Origin of the sequence: Hymenobacter aquaticus (assembly GCF_004765605.1) — a bacterium.
Classification (GTDB): domain Bacteria; phylum Bacteroidota; class Bacteroidia; order Cytophagales; family Hymenobacteraceae; genus Hymenobacter; species Hymenobacter aquaticus.
This window is the reverse complement of record NZ_SRLC01000003.1, coordinates 93,653-112,670: the sequence shown is the minus strand read 5'-3', so window position 1 is coordinate 112,670 and position 19,018 is coordinate 93,653. Positions and strand designations below refer to the sequence as shown.

The 19,018-nt window shown below is 60.6% G+C and carries 20 protein-coding genes; 13 read left to right on the top strand and 7 right to left on the bottom strand.

Going from position 1 to position 19,018, the window contains the following annotated elements; translation table 11 throughout:
• Nucleotides 1-3: 3 nt before the first annotated feature.
• Together E5K00_RS20280 and mazG are read right to left on the bottom strand one after the other, a co-directional pair.
• The gene (locus E5K00_RS20280) at nucleotides 4-876 is read right to left on the bottom strand and encodes a MotA/TolQ/ExbB proton channel family protein (RefSeq protein ID WP_245328368.1); all 873 of its coding nucleotides are present in this window, start codon (nucleotides 874-876) and stop codon (nucleotides 4-6) included.
• Nucleotides 877-1,139: 263 nt separating this feature from the next.
• Complete coding sequence (gene mazG, locus E5K00_RS20275) at nucleotides 1,140-1,985, bottom strand: nucleoside triphosphate pyrophosphohydrolase (RefSeq protein ID WP_135465142.1); 846 nt, start codon at nucleotides 1,983-1,985, stop codon at nucleotides 1,140-1,142.
• Between the two features lie 144 nt (nucleotides 1,986-2,129).
• Here mazG and glmM point away from each other — a divergent pair, with 144 nt between their 5' ends.
• The 4 genes from glmM to E5K00_RS20260 all read left to right on the top strand — a co-directional run bounded on the left by glmM (nucleotide 2,130) and on the right by E5K00_RS20260 (nucleotide 6,327).
• The gene (glmM, locus tag E5K00_RS20270) at nucleotides 2,130-3,524 is read left to right on the top strand and encodes a phosphoglucosamine mutase (RefSeq protein WP_135465141.1); all 1,395 of its coding nucleotides are present in this window, start codon (nucleotides 2,130-2,132) and stop codon (nucleotides 3,522-3,524) included.
• A gap of 158 nt (nucleotides 3,525-3,682) precedes the next feature.
• On the top strand, nucleotides 3,683-4,825 hold the full coding sequence (locus E5K00_RS20265; RefSeq protein ID WP_135465588.1) for a cysteine desulfurase family protein: 1,143 nt from the start codon (nucleotides 3,683-3,685) through the stop codon (nucleotides 4,823-4,825).
• Between the two features lie 265 nt (nucleotides 4,826-5,090).
• A complete protein-coding gene (locus E5K00_RS22905) occupies nucleotides 5,091-5,759 on the top strand; it encodes a hypothetical protein (RefSeq protein ID WP_167856971.1) in 669 nt (222 codons plus the stop codon).
• 46 nt (nucleotides 5,760-5,805) lie between these two features.
• On the top strand, nucleotides 5,806-6,327 hold the full coding sequence (locus E5K00_RS20260) for a PRC-barrel domain-containing protein (RefSeq protein ID WP_167856970.1): 522 nt from the start codon (nucleotides 5,806-5,808) through the stop codon (nucleotides 6,325-6,327).
• A gap of 263 nt (nucleotides 6,328-6,590) precedes the next feature.
• Here the strand turns inward: E5K00_RS20260 and hemH are convergent, their stop codons facing one another.
• Nucleotides 6,591-7,634, bottom strand: a complete 1,044-nt coding sequence (gene hemH, locus E5K00_RS20255) for a ferrochelatase (RefSeq protein WP_135465139.1) — start codon at nucleotides 7,632-7,634, stop codon at nucleotides 6,591-6,593.
• Between the two features lie 75 nt (nucleotides 7,635-7,709).
• Here hemH and E5K00_RS20250 point away from each other — a divergent pair, with 75 nt between their 5' ends.
• Entirely contained in the window at nucleotides 7,710-8,729 is a 1,020-nt protein-coding gene (locus E5K00_RS20250) for an AraC family transcriptional regulator (RefSeq protein WP_135465138.1), read from the top strand.
• On the opposite strand, the gene E5K00_RS20245 is transcribed toward E5K00_RS20250, so the two are convergent.
• The gene (locus E5K00_RS20245; protein WP_135465137.1) at nucleotides 8,686-9,384 is read right to left on the bottom strand and encodes a metal-dependent hydrolase; all 699 of its coding nucleotides are present in this window, start codon (nucleotides 9,382-9,384) and stop codon (nucleotides 8,686-8,688) included. The two genes, E5K00_RS20250 and E5K00_RS20245, sit on opposite strands and share 44 nt — an antisense overlap.
• Before the next feature lie 208 nt (nucleotides 9,385-9,592).
• On the opposite strand from E5K00_RS20245, the gene era reads away from it, so the two are divergent.
• From era to E5K00_RS20230, 3 genes are all read left to right on the top strand, one after another.
• Nucleotides 9,593-10,492, top strand: coding sequence for a GTPase Era (era, locus tag E5K00_RS20240; protein WP_135465136.1), 900 nt, complete (start codon nucleotides 9,593-9,595; stop codon nucleotides 10,490-10,492).
• A gap of 169 nt (nucleotides 10,493-10,661) precedes the next feature.
• Complete coding sequence (gene der / locus E5K00_RS20235) at nucleotides 10,662-11,984, top strand: ribosome biogenesis GTPase Der (protein WP_135465135.1); 1,323 nt, start codon at nucleotides 10,662-10,664, stop codon at nucleotides 11,982-11,984.
• 170 nt (nucleotides 11,985-12,154) lie between these two features.
• Nucleotides 12,155-12,433, top strand: a complete 279-nt coding sequence (locus E5K00_RS20230) for a hypothetical protein (protein ID WP_135465134.1) — start codon at nucleotides 12,155-12,157, stop codon at nucleotides 12,431-12,433.
• A gap of 211 nt (nucleotides 12,434-12,644) precedes the next feature.
• Here E5K00_RS20230 and E5K00_RS20225 read toward each other — a convergent pair whose 3' ends face one another.
• On the bottom strand, nucleotides 12,645-13,211 hold the full coding sequence (locus E5K00_RS20225; RefSeq protein ID WP_135465133.1) for a hypothetical protein: 567 nt from the start codon (nucleotides 13,209-13,211) through the stop codon (nucleotides 12,645-12,647).
• 187 nt (nucleotides 13,212-13,398) lie between these two features.
• Here E5K00_RS20225 and E5K00_RS20220 point away from each other — a divergent pair, with 187 nt between their 5' ends.
• From E5K00_RS20220 to E5K00_RS20200, 5 genes are all read left to right on the top strand, one after another.
• Entirely contained in the window at nucleotides 13,399-14,490 is a 1,092-nt protein-coding gene (locus E5K00_RS20220) for a hypothetical protein (protein WP_135465132.1), read from the top strand.
• Nucleotides 14,491-14,539: 49 nt separating this feature from the next.
• Nucleotides 14,540-15,634, top strand: a complete 1,095-nt coding sequence (locus tag E5K00_RS20215) for a hypothetical protein (RefSeq protein ID WP_167856969.1) — start codon at nucleotides 14,540-14,542, stop codon at nucleotides 15,632-15,634.
• A 369-nt stretch (nucleotides 15,635-16,003) separates the two neighbouring features.
• Complete coding sequence (locus tag E5K00_RS22900) at nucleotides 16,004-16,702, top strand: hypothetical protein (protein ID WP_167856968.1); 699 nt, start codon at nucleotides 16,004-16,006, stop codon at nucleotides 16,700-16,702.
• 86 nt (nucleotides 16,703-16,788) lie between these two features.
• Nucleotides 16,789-17,022: a DUF433 domain-containing protein gene (locus E5K00_RS20205; RefSeq protein ID WP_135465130.1), complete on the top strand. Its 234-nt coding sequence runs from the start codon at nucleotides 16,789-16,791 to the stop codon at nucleotides 17,020-17,022.
• 3 nt (nucleotides 17,023-17,025) lie between these two features.
• Nucleotides 17,026-17,367 carry a DUF5615 family PIN-like protein gene (locus tag E5K00_RS20200; RefSeq protein ID WP_135465129.1) on the top strand — a complete coding sequence of 114 codons (342 nt, stop codon included), beginning with the start codon at nucleotides 17,026-17,028 and terminating at the stop codon, nucleotides 17,365-17,367.
• A gap of 502 nt (nucleotides 17,368-17,869) precedes the next feature.
• On the opposite strand, the gene murQ is transcribed toward E5K00_RS20200, so the two are convergent.
• Together murQ and E5K00_RS20190 are read right to left on the bottom strand one after the other, a co-directional pair.
• The gene (gene murQ / locus E5K00_RS20195) at nucleotides 17,870-18,673 is read right to left on the bottom strand and encodes an N-acetylmuramic acid 6-phosphate etherase (RefSeq protein ID WP_135465128.1); all 804 of its coding nucleotides are present in this window, start codon (nucleotides 18,671-18,673) and stop codon (nucleotides 17,870-17,872) included.
• 134 nt (nucleotides 18,674-18,807) lie between these two features.
• Entirely contained in the window at nucleotides 18,808-19,014 is a 207-nt protein-coding gene (locus E5K00_RS20190; protein WP_245328404.1) for a cytochrome b5 domain-containing protein, read from the bottom strand.
• Between the last annotated feature and the right edge of the window lie 4 nt (nucleotides 19,015-19,018).

Genomic DNA, 19,018 nt, shown 5'->3' with positions numbered 1-19,018 from the left:
AGACTAGGCAGTATAAGTTTCTTTTTCGCCGTGCTGCGAAGCAAACGTCTGGATAATGCTGAAGCCAGCTTCGTCGATGCTGTAGGTCAGCTCGTCAATCTTGCTGGTGAAGAAGTTGTAGGCGATGATAGCCAGGGCTGAGGTCAAGATACCCAGAGCCGTGTTGATCAGAGCTTCCGAAATACCGTTGGCCAGACCTACGGCGTCGGGAGCACCGGCGTTTGCCAGAGCCGAGAAGGCGTTGATCATACCGAATACCGTACCGAGCAGACCGATCAGGGTAGCTACCGAAGCGATGGTCGACAGGATAACCAGGTTTTTCTCCAACATAGGCAGTTCCAGAGCCGTCGATTCCTCGATTTCTTTCTGGATAGCGGCAATTTTGGAGTCTTTGTCCATGCTACGGTCACGAGCCATCTCCTGGTATTTGCCCAGGCCAGCTTTCACCACGCTGGCTACCGAGCCTTTCTGCTGGTCGCAGGCGGCCAGAGCGCCGGTGATGTCGTTCACGTTCAGTTTCTGACGCACGTTGCGGATGAAGGCTTCGATGCTCTTGGTGCCTTTAGCCTTGCTGATGGTCAGGAAACGCTCGATCGAGAAGGTGATTACCAACAGGAACAGGGTCAGCAGGATGGGTACGATAACACCACCCTTGTAGATGATGCCGAGGTAGTTACCGGGCAGGGGGTTGTTTTCAGGATTGCCGCCTTGGAAGTTACCGGGGCTACCAAACACAAATTTGTAGATGATAATCGATACGATCAACGCCAGTGGAATCACGATGGCGGCAAACGCGGAACCGCCTTTCGCTTCACCCTTGGGAGCAGCGGGAGCGGTGGGCCGCACGTTTTTATTCATGGCATTCTTTTGTTCCATTGTTCCGGAGAATTAGTGGGTTGGTGGTGAAAGGTTGAACTTGAAGGTAAAAGGTGAAGAAATTAACTGCGGCTACCCCAAAGACAGCAGCGCCCCGCTCACCCGCACACTGGCCCGTTTCGAAAACGGAAAGTGTGGGTCTGCTCGTGCGCGGGGCCGTTAGGAATTCAGAGTATCCTTGGCAAACCTAAATAAAAACCTACGTGCTGCCAAATGGAAAATGCGTTTAAACGCTTTAAAACGGGTAGGGCCTTAAAAAAAGGCTATTTCGGTTCGTCGTTTTCTTGCTGACTTAAGTTCAGTTTTTTGGCCTTTTCCCAGTAGGTGTCCATTTGGGCCAGGTTCAAATCGGCTAGTTTGTGCCCGTCGCGGGCCGACTCCGTTTCGAGGTATTGGAAGCGCTGAATGAACTTCCGGTTGGTGCGTTCCAAGGCTTCTTCCGGGTTGATGCCGGCGAAGCGGGCGAAGTTGACCAGCGAAAAAAGCAGGTCGCCAAATTCAGCCGCCGCCCGTTCCTGATGGCGCTGCCCAGGGTCAGTGTGTGCATACTCAACTCCGAATTCTCCTAACTCTTCCTGCACTTTCGCCCAAACCTGCTCGGGCTTTTCCCAATCGAAGCCCGCGCCCCGGGCCTTTTCCTGAATCCGCATTGCCTTAACTAGGGCCGGTAGCGACGTTGGTACGCCGCCCAGCACGGAGGAGTTGCCTTTTTCCTGCAATTTCAGCTGCTCCCAGTTGCGCTTCACGTCCTCTTCGCTCGTCACGGTGGTGTCGCCATAGATGTGGGGGTGCCGGAAGATGAGTTTCTCGCACTGGGCATTCAGGACGTCCGCAATATCAAAATGGCCCGTCTCGGAGGCTATTTTGGCGTAGAACGTGAGGTGCAGCATCACGTCGCCGAGCTCTTTCTTCACATCTGCCAGATCATCCCGCAGGATGGCGTCGGAGAGTTCGTACGTTTCTTCGATAGTGAGATGACGTAAACTCTGCATAGTTTGTTTCCGGTCCCAGGGGCATTCGGCCCGCAGGCGGTCCAGCACGTCGAGGAGGCGGCCGAAGGCGGCCAGCTGTTCGGCGCGCCGGTTGGGCATTGTGGGTTGTGTTTCCATTCGGTCAAATATACGGCACCCACGCCGGCGGGGCTGTACGTATGTAAGGCTACTGGCCCCGGCAGAGCCCGGGCTACTCGGAAATACTTTCGTAGAAAAGCAGGGCCGTTTCTCTACTTTTGCACCTCAAATCAAACATTGCTTGTGGCACTGATCAAATCAATTTCCGGCATTCGGGGCACTATCGGCGGCGCCGCAGGCGAGGGCCTGACCCCCATTGACATCGTGAAGTACGCAGCGGCTTTTGGCACCTGGGTACTGGAGAAAACCCAGAACAACACCATCGTAATCGGGCGCGACGCGCGCATTTCGGGCGAGATGGTCAGTAAGCTGGTAGAAGGCACGCTGCGCGGGCTGGGCATCAACGTCATCGACCTGGGCCTGAGCACTACGCCCACGGTGGAAATAGCCGTGCCGGCCAAGAAAGCGGGCGGCGGCATTATCCTCACGGCCTCGCACAACCCCAAGCAGTGGAACGCGCTGAAGCTGCTCAACGATAAGGGCGAGTTTATTTCCGACGAGGAAGGGCAGGCCGTGCTGGCGCTGGGCGACAACGAGTCGTTCGATTTCGCCCCGGTGAACAAGCTGGGCCAGTATACGGCCGATAACAGCTTCTTCGAAAAGCACATCAAAGCCATTCTGGCGCTGCCCCTGGTAGACGTGGAGGCCATCAAGGCCAAAAACTTCCGGGTGGTGATTGACTGCGTCAACTCGACCGGGGGCATCGTGGTGCCCATGCTGCTCGAAGCCCTGGGTGTGGAGAAGGTAGAAAAGCTGTTTTGCGAACCGACCGGCGACTTTGCCCACAACCCCGAGCCGCTGCCAGAAAACCTGCGCGACATTGCCCGGGTGCTGGAAAAAGGCTCCTTTGACCTAGGTATCGTGGTGGACCCCGACGTGGACCGCCTGGCCCTAGTGAACGAGGACGGCACCATGTTCGGTGAGGAATATACCCTGGTAGCCGTGGCCGACTACGTGCTGCAGCAGAACGGGGGCGGCAACACGGTCAGCAACCTGAGCAGCACCCGCGCCCTGCGCGACGTGACCGAGAAGCACGGCGGCCAGTACGCCGCCGCGGCGGTAGGCGAGGTAAACGTGGTGACCAAGATGAAGGAAACCGCTGCTATTATCGGCGGCGAGGGCAACGGCGGCATCATCTACCCCGAGCTGCACTACGGCCGCGACTCGTTGGTGGGCATCGCGCTTTTCCTGAGCCACCTGGCCAAGTCGAACCTGACCATGACGCGCCTGCGGGCTTCGTACCCGGGCTATTTCATCTCGAAAAACAAGATTGAGCTGACGCCCGAAATCGACACCGACCAAGTGCTGGTGCAGATGAAGGAGCGCTACGCCAAGCAGCCCGTAAACACGATTGACGGCGTGAAAATCGAGTTCGACAAGGAGTGGGTGCACCTGCGCAAGTCGAACACCGAGCCCATCATCCGCATCTACGCCGAGTCGGACTCCAATGCCACGGCCGACCATCTGGCCAACAAGATCATTGCTGACATTAAGGAGATTATCTCGGTAAAGAGCTAGCGAGCTTTTTCGGCTCCCTGGATAAAGGATTCCGGCTGGCAAGCTGGAATCCTTTATTTTTGTGCGGCTATATCACCCTGTTAGCCATCCACCTCTCTATCTCCGTTGCGCGTATGCCTCACCACCCCGATTCGCACGCATCTTCCACGGCCACACCCATGGCCGTGTACTTCGACAATGCGGCGACCACGCCTCTCGATCCGGACGTTCTGGATGCGATGCTGCCCTTCATGCGCGAGCATTTCGGCAATCCCAGTAGCATTCACGGCCACGGCCGTAAGGTGCGGGCCGCCATCGAGAATGCCCGCAAGACCATTGCGCACCTGATTAATGCCGCGCCGGCCGAAATCTCCTTTACCTCCGGCGGTACTGAGGGCGACAACTACGCCGCTTTTGGCAGCATCCGGACGCTGGGGCTGCGCCACGCCGTTACCTCCAAGCTGGAGCACCACGCGGTGCTGCACACCTTGCAGGCCCTGGAAAAAACCGGCGACATTACGCTCAGCTACGTGCAACACGACGAGCAGGGCCGCCTGGATCTGGCGCACCTGGATGAGTTGCTGAAAGCCAACGGCCGCTCGTTCGTGAGCCTGATGCACGCCAACAACGAAATCGGCAACCTGAACGACATTGCCACCATCGGCGACATCTGCCAGGAGCACAAGGCCATTTTTCACACCGATACGGTGCAGACGATGGGCCACTACCAGCACGACGTGCAGCAGCTCAAAAACCACTTTCTGGTGGGCTCGGCGCACAAATTTCACGGCCCGAAAGGCGTGGGGTTTCTGTACCGGCGGCCGGGGGAGCAGGTGAGCCCCCTGATTCATGGTGGCTCGCAGGAGCGCAACGTGCGGGCCGGGACCGAAAACGTGTACGGCATCGTGGGCTTGGCCAAGGCGCTGGAAATTGCCTGTCGGGACATGGATGCCCACCACCGGCACATTCAGACGCTGAAAGACCGGTTTATTGCCCGCCTGACGGCCGAAATCGACGACGTGCAGTTCAACGGCCTTTCGGCCCTGGCCGACCAGAGCCTGTACACGGTGCTGAGCGTGAGCTTGCCGCCGTCGGCCAACAGTGAGATGCTGCTCTTCAACCTAGACATCAACCGGGTATCGGTATCGGGGGGCTCGGCTTGCAGCAGTGGCGCCGATGCCGGCTCGCACGTGCTCAGGGCGCTGGGCTGCGACCCGCAGCGCGGCGCCATCCGCTTCTCGATGAGCAAGTACAACACGGCCGAGGAGGTAGACTACGCCGTGGAGCAGTTGGCCAAAATGTACCGCAAAGTACCCGCGTAAGCTACCGGGTGCAGCTACGCATCAGTATCACGGCTCCGGCCCGGCGTATTTCTCCTCCGGAGAAGCGCCGGGCCGGAGCCGTATCGTTACCGGCTTGTCCTGGCAGTACGAAATGCTTATCAGGCCTGAGGCTTCGGAATATCTTGTGGCACTGCTCCAGCTGGGTGCTTGGTTCGGCAGTCAGCGGCTAGCGGCTCCTATATAGCCTGGGCCTATCTATTTTGCTTTCCTTGCGTACTCACTGGCAAAATAGCTTCTGACTGGTATGGCCGACATTAACATTCAGCGTAAAAAATCTTCTCCCAGCCCCTGGATTCTGGTCTTGCTGGCACTTCTGGTGCTGGGCCTCGTTGGTTATTTTCTGTTTCGGTCGGCCCCGGACGATGAGGCCGGCCGGCCGGCCGCACCAGCCAGTAGCGCAGCTCCCGCCACCGATGCCGAGGCCGATGCTATGGCCCGGGCCACGCCGCCCCCGGCCGATGGAGCCGGCAACAATGCCGCCGTGGCCGATATGGCGGCCGAAGAGGCACCCGCTACGCCCGATGAGTTGGCCAGCTTTGCCACCACCGAAGCCGACAGCCCCGACTACGCCCGCCGGGGCTTACAGATGCTGAGCGCCACCCTGGGTGAGCTGGCCGACCGCGCCGATCTGCGCGACGCGACGGTGAGTGAGCGGCGCAACGACCTGACCAGTGCCATCAGCCGCAGCTCCGAGCCCAATGCCAGCCTGCGGCCCGGCTTTGTGGCGGTGGTGGGCCTGCTGCAGGCCATGCAGCAAAAGGCCTATCCGACCCTGGAAAAACCGGTGGCGGAGCTCAGTGAGCAGGCCCAGCAGCTCTCGGGCCGCGCCACCACGGCCGAGCAGCCCGCTTTACAGGCGTTTTTTACCAAAGCGGCCGAAATCGTGCGCACCCTCAACGAGCCCGCCTCCTAAGCCGGCCAGGGCATCCGCTTATTTACCCTGCTTTCTTTTCCGCATTATGGAACCCACCTCTTCGCCTATTCCTTCCGCCGAAGGAATGCACCTGCGCCGCTTGCGCGACCTGACTGAGTTTGAAGTAGCCGATGGCAGCCCCGACGTGCGGGGCTGGGCCGTGCGCGGCGGCGACGGCCACAAGTTCGGCGACGTCTATGAGCTAATCGTTGAGGAAGAGGCGCTGAAAGTGCGCTACCTCGACGTAGAGCTGGATCCGTCCCTGAACGTGAGCCGGCACGAGCGTCACATTCTGATTCCGGTGGGCGTGGCGGCTCTCGACGAAGACGGCGACAACGTATTCGTGCCCTCTCTGAACAAGGAGCTGGTGCTGGAATACCCGCCCTACCAGGAAATCCAGATTACCCGCGAATACGAGGAAGCCATGCTGCGTAGCCTCAAGCTGCCCCTGCCCGAAGCCCGCAGTGCCAGCTTCTACGACCAGGACTCGTATAACGAGCAGAGTTTTTACCAGAACCGTCGCCCGGAAGCTACCGACGGACTCCGTCGGCGCAGTTCCGCCGGTTAGCGCCGGCATCAGTACCTGGCTGTTGAAGGCAATGTGCAGGAAGTACAGCCCGTCCGGCTGATCAGAGGTCTACCCCCAGGAGGAAAGCGCTCCGACCAGTATGGCTTGGGCGCCGTGGCCATAATGCCGCTCTGGGCCAAGTCCGGAAACAATAGGCGCAGTAAAAAACGCATCCTAGTGGGTGGCAAAAGCCGGGAAGATTTGGCTTTTACCACCCACTAGGATGCGTTAATTGGCCCGTTAGGGCGGCGGCCAACTGGAATTTAGTTGCGGTGAATCATGTTCACAACGCCCTCTACCCACTGCGGGTGCGAATTCAGGCTAGGCACCAGCTGCCAATGTTCCCCGCCGGCTTCCTCAAACATTTCCTTGAACTCCAGGCCCACCTCGATGGTCGTTTCGAGACAGTCGGCCACGAACGCCGGGCTGAAGGTCAACACGTTCTTGATGCCTTTGGCGGGCATCTCTTTTAGGACTTCATCGGTGTAGGGCTGTAGCCACGGGTCGCGCAGGCGGCTTTGCAGGCGGCTCTGGAAAGAAGTGGTGTACTGCTCGGGCGCCAGGCCCAGGCCGGCGGCCAGCTGCCGGGAAGTTTCGTAGCACTGGGCCCGGTAGCAGTAGCGGTTGTTCTTGTTGTAGCTGTTGCAGCAGGTGCCCAGCTTGCAGTAGTTGTTGTGGCTGCCCTTGAGCACGTGCCGCTCCGGAATACCGTGGTAGCTGAATACGACATGGTCGTACTCGCGCTTGGCCATTTCCGCCTTGCCCAGGGTCACGAAGGTGCCGATAAAGCCCGGGTCGTCGGTGAAGGTGCTGATAAAGCTGATGCTGGGCACCACCCACCACTTGCTCACGATGTCCATTACCTTTTCCTGCACCGAGCCCGTGCTGGCCGCTGCGTACTGCGGAAACAACGGCAGCACGATAATCCGGTCGACGGCGGCTGCGCGCAGCTCGTCTAAGGCCTTTTCGATGCTAGGATTCTGGTAGCGCATGCCGAAAGCCACCACGTAGTCTTTGCCCAGCTTCTCCTGCACCAGCTTCTGCAAATCGAGGCCGTGGTAGAGCAGGGGAGAGCCCCGCTCGGTCCAGAGCTGCTGGTAGATCTTGGCTGACTTCGGGGCCCGCAGCGGTACTACCAGGCCCTGAAACAGCGGGTAGCGCACGGCGGCGGGCATGTCGATAACCCGGCCGTCGGTCAGGAATTCGTTGAGGTAGCGGCGCACGTCGGGCGTTTGGGGCGAGTCGGGCGTACCCAGGTTGACAAGCAACACGCCGATGCGGCGCTGCGGAGAGGCGGGAGTTGGCATAGAAAAAGAACGGTCGTCCGTCATAGACAAAGGTAGGGCCTGTAGGGTTTGGGATGGAGGCCGTATTTTTCGCACATGACAAAAGTCACCTTTCCCCAAGCTGTCGATACGCTGTCGGTGGGCCTGCTCAACGTGATGCTCTGGGCCACCACCCAGGCCGGGGCCGACTATGCCGAGTTGTGTCAAAAGCTGGACCTGACGCCGGCCCAGCTCACCGACCCCGACGCCCGGGTACCCATTGCCACCATTCAGCAGCTCTGGGCCGAAGCCGTGCGCGTCACTCAGGACCCGCACTTGTCGTTGCACCTGGGCGAGAAAGTAGGCCTCGGCGACATTGGCATTCTGGGCTACGTCATGTCGCACTGTCCCACGCTGGGCGCGGCCCTGAACCAGCTGGTGCGCTACCAGGACGTGGCTTGCTCCGGCGTCAAGCTCACCGTGCGGCGCGAAGTGGAGCTCTGCTGGCTGGACATGGCCATAACCAGCGCGGCCATTATCTACCCGGAGTACGTCATCAACTCCGAGTTTTCGACCTACCTCACCGCCTTCCGGGCCCTTACCGGTCAGCCGCTGGCCCCGCGGGAGCTGCACTTGGCCTACCCCGAGCCCGCCGACACGCAGGAGCACGAGCGGGTGTTTGCCCCGGCCCGGCTGGTTTTCGGCACCGCCCAGAGCAGCATTAGCTTCGACGTGGCCCTGCTCGACTTGCCCATTATCAATGCCAATCCGGTGCTGTTTCCGCTGTTTGAGCAGCACGCGGCGGCCTTGCTGAGCCGTCTGCGCCAGCCCAGCCTGCCCGACCAGGTAAAGCACGAAATTGTGGACCTGCTCAAAGGCGCCGAGCCTACCTTGGCTACCGTGGCCGACCGGCTCACGATGGGCGTACGCACGTTGCAGCTCAAGCTCAAGGAAACCGGCCATACGTATCAGCAGCTGCTCGATTCGGTGCGGCACGAGCTGGCCTGCCGCCACCTGCGCGACGCCCAGTTCAGCACCACCGACATTGCCTTTCTGCTCGGCTATTCCGAGCCCAGCGCGTTTGTGCGCTCCTTTAAGAAATGGACGGGACAGACGCCGGGCGCGTTTCGGAAGTAGCCGGCCCAGCGGGGCGGCTGGCGCGGTTCCGGTCGGCCCACCAAGCCCACAGCACCGGCAGCCACATGAGCTGCCCCAGCCAGCCCAGCTCGGTGACGCTGGTGGGCGTGGGGCTGAAAAAGTTGCTGAAGTGTACCAGCAAGAGAAACGCCACCAACGACCACAGCGCGTAGCGGCCGGTCTTGTTCAGGGCCTGGGTGCGCTTCAAATACAGGTAGAGCCCCGCCCCGAAAATCGGCACTTCTACCACCTGGCTCAGCAGCAGATTATTCCACAGCCCCAGCCCAACCAAAGGCGAGTTGCCGGGAAACAAGGGCAAATCGGGGCCGTGCACGACCACGTCAAGCAACCAGTGGCTGAACACGGCCAAGCCCAGCAGCAGGGCCGCCGGCTTGTCGCGCCGCCGCATCCAGTAGCCCAGTCCCAGCAGCACGCTCCACACCCCGCTCATCAGCAAGCTGTGGGAAATGGGGTAGTGGGAAAACGTAACGGCCTGCCCGGCGCTGGGCAGCAGCTCTACCCGCTCGGCACCCACTAGCAGCAGCGTGGGCCAGAGCAGATCGGCCAGCTGCACGGCCATAAACAGGATTCCCAGGGAAAGTTGGGGCTTGGCGGCTTTGGCCCCGAAGGCCAGCCCATAATGACCAATGAACATCGGAGTAGAGAGTAAAAGGTGAAGTAGCCTGAGTACCTCACAAAGGTCCGGTTCAACACCGCCCGCCTTGCTGACCGTTTCCGCATTCCGATTGACCAAAAACGAAAATCTGTAGTCGATCTACTCGCCTCAGCTACTTGATTTTACCAGATACCGTGCGCGTCTGCCGGTAAAGCGGTACCTTTGCAGACTTATTTAGAAAACCTCCGTGAATCCCGAACCTAAACCGCACCGCGCTGGCTTTGTGAGCATTATCGGCAAGCCCAACGTGGGCAAGTCGACGCTGATGAACGCCCTGATGGGCGAGCGGCTCAGCATTGTCACCAGCAAGGCCCAGACCACGCGCCACCGCATCCTGGGCATCCTCAACGGCGACGACTTCCAGCTGGTCTACTCCGACACGCCCGGCATTATTCAGCCCAAATACGAGCTGCACAACGCCATGATGTCGTTCGTGTACAGCTCCCTGGAAGACGCCGACGTCGTATTGTTCGTCACCGATATCTACGAAAAGCACGACGAGGAGCCCGTGGTGGAGCGCCTGCGCAAAATGGTGAACACGCCGATTCTGCTGCTGGTCAACAAAATCGACCAGGCTGACCAGGCCGAGGTGGAAGCCAAAGTAGAGTACTGGCGCGAGCAGCTGCCCAACGCGGCCCGCGTGCTGCCCATTTCGGCCCTTGAGAAGTTCGGCACCGGCGAGTTGCTCGACCTCGTGCTGGGCTACCTGCCCGAGCACCCGGCGTACTACCCCAAGGATGAGCTCACCGACAAGCCCGAGCGGTTCTTCGCCGCCGAGATGATTCGGGAGAAGATCTTCAAGCTCTACAAGAAGGAAGTTCCCTACAGCTGCGAAGTCGGCATCGAGGAGTTCAAGGAGGAAGAAGATATCATCCGCATCCGGGCCACCATCTACGTGGAGCGGGCCAGCCAGAAAGGCATCATCATCGGCAACAAGGGCGAGGCCCTGAAGAAAGTGGGCACCTGGGCCCGCGAGGAAATGGAGAAGTTCTTCCAGAAGAAAGTCTTCCTCGAAACCCACGTCAAAGTCAACGAAAACTGGCGCACCGACCCCAAAGCCCTGAACCGCTTCGGCTACAGCCAATAGGTGAGTTGGTGACTTAGTGATTTAGTGAGTTTGATGTTCTGCTTGCGCAATCTGAACGACAACTCACTAAATCACTAAGTCACTGAATCACACTCTTTCCGACCTCACATTCACTTAACTACTCCGGGCACTGCCGAAACTGGTCGGGCCGGCGGCTGGAGTCAGACGCATGAAGAATACCATTGCAATTGTGGGCCGCCCCAACGTGGGCAAATCCACCCTGTTCAACCGCCTCGTGGGTCACCGCAAGGCTATTATGGACAACCAGAGCGGCGTCACCCGCGACCGGCACTACGGCTACGGCGAGTGGATCGGCAAGCACTTTACCGTGATTGACACCGGCGGCTACGTGCACGGCTCCGACGACGTGTTCGAAGAAGGCATCCGCCGCCAGGTGAAGCTGGCCATCGACGAGGCCGACGTGGTCTTGTTCATGGTCGACGTGGACGCCGGCATGCACGGCCTCGATGAGGAGTTTGCCAACGTGCTGCGCCGCTACCAGGGCAAAAAGCCGATTTATCTGGTCGGCAACAAGGCCGATACCAACGCCCGGGCCCACGCGGCCGGCGAGTTCTACGCCCTGGGCGTCGGCGACGGCGACATCTTCACCATCAGCTCCCAAAGCGGCTCCGGCACCGGCGACTTGCTCGACGCCGTGGTGTCGCACTTCGAGGATCCGTGGGAAGAAGTTACCGAAACCGAGCTGCCCAAGATTGCCGTGGTCGGCCGCCCCAACGTGGGCAAGTCGAGCCTGGTAAACCTGCTGCTGGGCGAGGAGCGCACCATCGTCACCGACATTGCCGGCACCACCCGCGACGCCATCAAGACGCGCTACAACGCCTTCGGCAACGAGTTCATCCTGATTGACACGGCCGGTTTGCGCCGCAAGACCAAGGTGAAAGAGGACATCGAATTCTACTCCGTGCTCCGCTCGATTCGGGCCATGGAAGAGTCCGACGTCTGCATCGTGATGCTCGACGCCACCCGCGGCGTGGAGGCCCAGGACGTGAACATCATTGCCCTGGCCGACAAAAACCGCAAGGGCATCGTGATTCTGGTGAACAAGTGGGACCTGGTCGAGGACAAGGAAACCAACACGACCAAGAAAATCGAGGAGCAGATTTACGAGAAGATAGCGCCCATTGCCTATCCGCCCATCATCTTCACCTCGGTGCTCACCAAGCAGCGCGTGCACAAGGCCATTGAAACGGCCATTACGGTGTATGAGAACAAGACCAAGAAAATCCCGACTTCCCAGCTCAACGAGGTGATGCTGCGCGTGATTGAGGAGCACCAGCCGCCGTCCACGAAGGGCAAGATGGTGCGCATCAAGTACGTCACCCAGCTGCCCACGCACAACCCGGTGTTTGCCTTCTTCTGCAACCTGCCCCAATACGTGAGCGAGTCGTATACCCGCTACCTGGAAAACCGCCTGCGCGAAAACTTCGACTTCGGCGGGGTGCCCATCGGCATCATCTTCCGCAAGAAGTAAGCGGGGCCACCGACCCCCGGAAAAAAGGAAAAATATTTTTTTACTGTCGGGTTACCTTCTGCCCAAGCCGGTATAAAGCCCTGAATTTCGCGCCGCGCTGCGTATCGTGCGGGGTAAAATTCACCCTCAACTGACTTGAATTTTTCAACAACACTCACATTCCTCTCAAGATGAAAAAGGTTCTGTTCCTCGCTCTGGCTGCTGCTTCGTTCACCTTCGCTTCGTGCGACAGCAAGAAAGAAAACGCTATGGAAAACCAGGCTGACGCCGTAGAAGAAGCTGGCGAAGCCAAAGCTGACGCTATGGAAGATGCTGGCAACGAAGCCGGTGCTGACTCGGTAGAAGCTGCTACCGAAGCTAAAGCTGACGCTATGGAAGACAAGGCTGACGCTATGCCCAGCCAGGCTACCCCCGCTCCCGCCGGTGGTGCTACCACGACCCAGCAGTAATTGCTCGGCCTACAAAGGCCAAAAAGAGGCTCCCCAATCCGGGGAGCCTCTTTTTTTTGCGCGTTGTGTTCCTGGGGAAGGAAGAACATATTCAGAACGTCATTCCGAGCCCCGCGAGGAATCTCGCTTGGCTGACGTTGCCAGAGTAACAGATTACCATTGCCCGCGAGATTCCTCGGCTTTGCTCGGAATGACGTTCATAGTATCTCGCTTAGCCCAGGCGGTAGCGGATCAGCTTGTCGACCATCTTGAAGAGCTTGCGGGGCTCGTAGGTGCGCCAGGGTAGCTCGTCGAGTTGTCCACCGAAGTTGACGTAGTTATCCACATTGAACTGGTGCATTTCCCGGATGACGTGCTCCTGGAAGTTGATGCCGGCAATCCAGCCGTCTTCCACGTCCTCGAACCACTCTTCGTAATAGGAGTCGTCGGAGCCGTGGAAGTTGAAGACGTTTTCGCCGACGAGGATGAATTTGCGGATGCCTTCGTGGACCATCAAATCAATGATGTTGCGCTTCAGGCTCATGATGTCGTTTTCGATGGCGTCGTTCCACTCCCCGATAAACTCGATGATACCGATGCCCTCGTCGTAGTCGACGAAGAGGATTTTGAGGAACAGCGTGTCGGAGTCGAGGCTGTCCCACTGGGGGTGGATGTAGTACCCGTAGATGGTATTGGTAAAGGTATCGAGGCTGTTTTCGGCTTCGAACAGGGGGGAGCGGGGGTCTTCGGAAGCGGAATACTGGTCAATCCAGTTGTAGTGGGGCTCGATGGTATGCACGGGCGGGCAGCGGTTGGTAGTACAACAGATCAACAACGGGCGGCGGAAAAAGCTCCGGGGCCGGCCGGGAATATGCCCGGGCGCTACGCCCAGGCGGGGCGGGCCTATGGCGTAGGAAATGTACGGGCGCGGGGTTATTTTCGCTGCTTCATCGTGGTTTCTTAGGCGTTAGCACGGCGGTTTGGTTATGATAAAATACTACGGGCTCCTGGGCGTGGCGGCCCTGCTGGGCGGTAATCCGGCCGCGGCGCAGAGCGTCGGCATGGGCACGACCCAGCCCAACGGGCGGGCTATTCTGGATATTTCCTCGCCCACCGGCAACCAGGGCCTGCTGATTCCGCGCCTGGACTCGGTGCAGCGCGTGGCTATTGCCAGTCCGCCCGACGGGCTGATGGTGTTCCAGAAAGACGGGCGGCCGGGGCTGTGGTACGCTTTCGGGGGACAGTGGCTGTACCTGCCCCCGGCCGGCAAGCGGCCCGACAACCTGGGCTCCCACGCGGCCAGCCAGAACCTGAACCTGGGCACCAACAAGCTGCTGGGCAACGGCGGCACGGTGGGCGTGGGCGTGAACAGCAAGGGCGGAATAGATATGGGCAGCGCCACCAGCAACTTCATCGTGGGCTCGGGCGGCGAGTCGCTGACGACGGGCAGCACCAACGGGCTGGTGGGCGACCAGGCGGGCTGGCAGCTGACGACGGGCAGCAGCAACGAGTTTTGGGGCAACAACAGCAGCTACTCCATCCAGACCGGCGGCAGCAATGCCTTTATCGGCGACAATGCCGGCACTACGGTGCTGGGCTCCATCAACGACGTGGGCGGCAGCGTGGCCATCGGGTCGTATGCCCGCCTGGAGATTCAGCCCACGGCCCAAACGCCCAACCCGCGCAACATGATTGCCGTGGGCTATACCAGCATCGGGAACGTGCCCAATACGCTGGTGCTGGGCAACTATTACCCCGGCAGCCCGCTCGACAACGTGGGCATTGGGACGACGGGCCCGCAGCGGGCCCTGGACGTGAACGGCACCATCCGGCAAACCACCTACACCGCCGGCTCCTTTACGCTGGAGCCGGGCGAGGCCACCTCCTACGACTGGAACCACGGCCTGGGCTACCGGCCCATGATTATCGTCGGCCGGGACCAGACGGGTGGGGGCTCGGCTGAATACGTGGGCGTGAGCTACGAGCACGCCGACAACAACCTGCTGCGCTTCCGGCTGCGCAACAACAGCGACGCTTCTACCGCCACGTTCGTGCTGCGCTGGATTCGGGTGGACTAACCACCCGTTCGGCGGCTTCCTTATTCCTGCTTTTATGCTCCGTTTTGCTATGTCTTTTTCGCGTGTTTTCTTTCCGCTGACTGCTTCCCGGCTTGGGCTGGGCGCGGCCCTGCTGCTGGTGGGGCTCAGCCACTGCCCGGCCCAGGCCCAGAGCGTGGGCATTGGCACTACTACTCCCAATAGCAAGGCCGTGCTCGACATTGTGGCGCCCAACAACAACCAGGGCCTGTTGATTCCGCGCCTGGACTCAGTGCAGCGGGTGGGCATTATCAACCCGCCCGACGGGCTGATGGTATTTCAGAAAAACGGTCGGCAGGGGCTGTGGTACGCCTTGGGCGGGCAGTGGCTGTTTGTGCCCGACCGGCTGCGCGGGGGCGACAATCTGGGCAACCACACGGCCACCAGGAACATCAACCTGGGTACTTACAAGATTGTAGGGAACGGGGGCACGGCGGGCGTGGGCGTGAGCAGTAAGGGCGGCCTGGACCTGGGCGCCACCGGCAACGTGCTGGTGGGCACGCAGGCGGGGGCCAGCCTGGCCTCGGGGGCCAATTCCAACACGTTGGTGGGCTACCAGAGCGGGCAGAACGTGACGACCGGCTACAGCAACACGCTGGGCGGCTTTCAGAGCGGCGCCAACGTGACGACGGGCCTCAATAACACGTTTTTTGGCTACCAGAGCGGGTTTGCCACCACTATCGGCAGCGGCAATACGGCGGTGGGCGCCTTTGCCGGGCCGACCAGCTTCAACCTGGAAAACACCACGGCCATCGGGTTTCGGGCCCAGGTGAGCCGCAGCAACTCGGTGGTGCTGGGCGGCACGGGGCCCTTCGCCGTGAACGTGGGCATCGGGACCACCAACCCGCAGCGGACCTTGGACGTGAGCGGCAGCATCCGGCAGACGACCTACAACGCGGGCACCACCCGGCTGCCGGCCAACAGCAGCCTCTCCATCGACTGGAACCACAACCTAGGCTACCAGCCCACGCTGATGCTGTCCTTGGACCAAACCAACGGCACCGGGGCCGAATACGTGGGCGTGAGCTACGAGCACGTGAACAGCAACACCGTGCGCTTCTGGCTGCGCAACACCCAGACCTTCAACACGGCCACCTTCGTGCTGCGCTGGATTCGGGTGGACTAGGTGGCGGGCGGGAGCTGCTCCGTCGGGGTTGGAACCTTCTCCGCCGGGGTTGAAAGCTTCTCCGGCATGGTGAAAACCTGCTCCGTGGCGGTTGGAGCCTGCTCCGTCGGGGTTAGCAACGTCTCCGTCGGGGTTAGCAACGTCTCCGTCGGGGTTGGAAGCTTCTCCGTCGGGGTTGTAAGCTTCTCCGTTGGGGTTGGAAGCCGCTCCGCCGGGGTAGAAGGTTGCTCCGTGCGGGAGGCCGGCGTGGCAGCGCGTAGCGCAGGGCGGGAGAAAACGGGGAGGCTTGTAGAGGGTAAAAATTCAGTTGAAGCGGAAGGTAAATAGTTATAGCTTACTGGTATTATCCACCTTACCTACTTGTTTGATATGGGAGTGAGCAATGCCGATTTTAGTTTTCGCAACGAGGAGCTGGTGCCGTTGGCCAAGCTGCTGCGCGACCAGTACACCCAGGACGAGGCCGACTTCGTGGACCTGCTGCCGAAGGTGTACACCAAGGATTTTTTGCCCGACTACGATGCCCGGCTGACGGCGGCCGACGCGGTGGTGAGTGCCCGGGTGGGGCAGGGGCAGGCCGCGGCCCTGGGGGCCCGGATGGCCGAGACGGGGGCGGCGCTGCCGGCCCTGCTGAACCGGCTGGAGGCGCGGGCCCGGCGGGCCGAGGGCCTCACGGTGCCGCTCAAGGCCCTGGGCCTGCAGGCCGCGCGCGCCGCGCTGAAGCTACAGGACCGGGAGCGGCTGGATACGGCCCTGAAGCTGCTGCTGCGCAACCTGGACGACAACGCGGCGGCCCTGGCCGAGCAGGGCCACGCGGCGGCCGAAACCGCCCGGCTGCGCACGTTGCACCAGTCGCTGATGCAGGACAGCGCCGCCCAGGATGCTACCCAGACCAACAGCCAGCGCCTGACGGCGGCCAACGTGGCGGTGCTGAATCACCTCTACGCAGCCATGCAGCACGTGCTGGCCGATGGCAAAAGCCTCTACCGGGGCGTAGACAAGGCCCGGCTGAAGGGCTACACGGTGAAGGAGCTGCTGAAGCGGGTGCGGCAGGAGCGGAAAGCGGAATAGCGCGGGCCGCGTTTGGAATGGAAAAGGGCGCCCGGTGGGCGCCCTTTTTTGGGTATATTTGGAGACTCCCGCTTATTGCTGCTGCTATGGATACTGCCGCTATTACCGCTTTTATCGAACTGAACCCACAGGTGCGCTTTGGCAAGCCAGTGGTGAAGGGTACGCGCACGACGGTGGCGGAGGTGCTCGAAATGCTGGCCAACGGCATGAGTGCGGCTGATATTCAGGAGGATTTTCCGGCTATCGGGGCGGAGCAGGTGCGGGCTTGTTTGCTGTACGCGGCGTACAAGGAAAGCGTGGTGCTGCTGTCGGTGGCGTAGAGGATGCGGCTGCTGCTGGATGAGAATGTCTCGTGGCGCCTGGCGGCGTATCTGCGCCCCTACTGCGCGGCGGTGGTGCACGTGCGGGAAGTTGGAATGGAAAACAGCCCGGACACGACTATCTGGCGCTACGCCCGGCAGCACGGCTATGATATCGTGACTAAGGACGAGGATTTTCTGCGGCTGGTAGTTACGGAGGGATTCCCGCCGCGCGTAGTGGCGGTGCAAAACGCGCAGGTGCCGGTCGCGAGGCTGGCGGAGTTTCTGTTGGCCCGGCTGCCGCAGCTGCAAGAGTTTCTGGGGGAGCAGACGGAGTTTGGGCTGTTGCTGCTGCGGGTGGGGTAGGCTGCGTTTTTTGTTGCAGCGGTTTGCTCTCGGCGCGGTTCCGGCTTGCCGCTGGCGCGGCAGTGGAGTTGCAAACTCCCCCTTACTGGCACGAGTTACGGCTGCGCCTAAACTCGCGCCAGTAAGGGCCAGTAAGGAGGCTGGTGAGGAGACAGCCAGTACATTTTCTTTGACGAAATGGCTCAACCTTAGCTGAGGGATGAATACCTCAGTAGTGTAGTAAATAAATTGATAAGGAGCCTATTGTAACAGCTGGGAGGGTGAAAAGCATTGTGGTGGAAGCCAATATCCAGCGCCGTTCCCGGAACGCGTAGAAAGATATCAATAACAGTAGGCTGCAGAGAGGCAGCAGCAGAAATCCTCCCGTAGCCAGACTATCAAGTACGTCGTCGGCTTCCAGTGACAGAATAAAGCGCAGTAGTAATAGCTGACAGCCAACAAGGGCTATGGCCGTTTTGCCCAAGTGGGGCCGCATTAACCTACTAAGCATGTCAATCTGCAATTAATTCCGCCCGGCCTCAATGGCGGCCCGTACCGAGCCGTGCTTCCGGAGTAGCTCGGCGGCTTCGGGCTGTTCGATGCCGAGCTCGTCCATGATCATCTTTTCGCCGCGGTCGACGAGCTTGAGGTTGCTGAGCTGCATGTCGACCATCTTGTTGCCTTTGACGCGGCCGAGGCGAATCATGGTGGCGGTGGTGAGCATGTTGAGCACCAGCTTCTGGGCGGTGCCGGCCTTGAGGCGGGTGCTGCCGGTCACGAACTCGGGGCCCGTCACGACTTCAACGGGATAATCGGCCAGGGCGGCAATGGAGGAGCCGGGGTTGCAGACGATGCAGCCGGTGGCAATGCCGTGGCGGCGGGCAATGGCCAGGCCGCCGACGACGTAGGGCGTGCGGCCCGAGGCGGCAATGCCGACGAGCATGTCGTTGGGGTTGATGTCGTGGGCCTGCAAATCGCGCCAGGCCTGCTGGGCGTCGTCCTCGGCGTTTTCCACGGCCTGGCGGATGGCGGAGTCGCCGCCGGCAATGAGGCCGATAACCAGGCCCTGGGGCACGCCGAAGGTGGGCGGACACTCCGAGGCGTCGAGAATACCTAGCCGCCCGCTGGTGCCGGCCCCGATGTAGAACAGCCGGCCGCCGCGCTGCATCCGCTCCACGGTAGCTTCGACCAGGGGCTCAATCTGGGGCAGGGCCTGGGCCACCACCTGCGGCACCGTCTGATCCACGCTATTGATGCCGGCCAGCAGCTCGCGGGTGGAGAGGGTTTCGAGGTCGTTGAAGTGGGAAGGACTTTCGGTGGTGCTCACGGTGAATGAGTGAAGGAGTGAATGAGTGAAGTGGGCGGTGAGGGAAGCAGTGAATGAGGGAATGCGTGGGAGAGGAGTTCAACTGGCCCATTGTGGGGTCGTAGGCTACTTCACTCATTCACCACTTCACTCATTCACCGCAGGCGGCCGATGGCGGGGAACTTGTCGAAGACGTGCTCGGTGTGGGGGGCGTCCTTTTGTAGCTCTTTGGTCAGGTCCTGGCCGGCCCAGTGCTCGTAGTGGTTGCCGCGGCGCCAGAGGCGGGAGCGGGTCACGTCGTAGATCAGCCCGTTGTAGCCCACCCAGATTTCGTCCCGGTCCTGCCCGTTGCGCAGGGCCAGCTGG

Excerpts from the sequence above, each read along its gene's own strand:
- E5K00_RS22905 (WP_167856971.1), top strand. The coding sequence starts at position 5,091 with ATGGCCGACATTAACATTCAGCGTAAAAAATCTTCTCCCAGCCCCTGG.
- E5K00_RS20260 (WP_167856970.1), top strand. The coding sequence starts at position 5,806 with ATGGAACCCACCTCTTCGCCTATTCCTTCCGCCGAAGGAATGCACCTG.
- E5K00_RS20245 (WP_135465137.1), bottom strand. The coding sequence starts at position 9,384 with ATGTTCATTGGTCATTATGGGCTGGCCTTCGGGGCCAAAGCCGCCAAG.
- E5K00_RS20200 (WP_135465129.1), top strand. The coding sequence starts at position 17,026 with ATGCGGCTGCTGCTGGATGAGAATGTCTCGTGGCGCCTGGCGGCGTAT.
- E5K00_RS20220 (WP_135465132.1), top strand. The coding sequence starts at position 13,399 with ATGATAAAATACTACGGGCTCCTGGGCGTGGCGGCCCTGCTGGGCGGT.
- E5K00_RS20250 (WP_135465138.1), top strand. The coding sequence starts at position 7,710 with ATGACAAAAGTCACCTTTCCCCAAGCTGTCGATACGCTGTCGGTGGGC.
- E5K00_RS20265 (WP_135465588.1), top strand. The coding sequence starts at position 3,683 with ATGGCCGTGTACTTCGACAATGCGGCGACCACGCCTCTCGATCCGGAC.
- E5K00_RS22900 (WP_167856968.1), top strand. The coding sequence starts at position 16,004 with ATGGGAGTGAGCAATGCCGATTTTAGTTTTCGCAACGAGGAGCTGGTG.
- der (WP_135465135.1), top strand. The coding sequence starts at position 10,662 with ATGAAGAATACCATTGCAATTGTGGGCCGCCCCAACGTGGGCAAATCC.
- E5K00_RS20280 (WP_245328368.1), bottom strand. The coding sequence starts at position 876 with ATGGAACAAAAGAATGCCATGAATAAAAACGTGCGGCCCACCGCTCCC.
- mazG (WP_135465142.1), bottom strand. The coding sequence starts at position 1,985 with ATGGAAACACAACCCACAATGCCCAACCGGCGCGCCGAACAGCTGGCC.
- E5K00_RS20230 (WP_135465134.1), top strand. The coding sequence starts at position 12,155 with ATGAAAAAGGTTCTGTTCCTCGCTCTGGCTGCTGCTTCGTTCACCTTC.
- hemH (WP_135465139.1), bottom strand. The coding sequence starts at position 7,634 with ATGCCAACTCCCGCCTCTCCGCAGCGCCGCATCGGCGTGTTGCTTGTC.
- E5K00_RS20205 (WP_135465130.1), top strand. The coding sequence starts at position 16,789 with ATGGATACTGCCGCTATTACCGCTTTTATCGAACTGAACCCACAGGTG.
- E5K00_RS20215 (WP_167856969.1), top strand. The coding sequence starts at position 14,540 with ATGTCTTTTTCGCGTGTTTTCTTTCCGCTGACTGCTTCCCGGCTTGGG.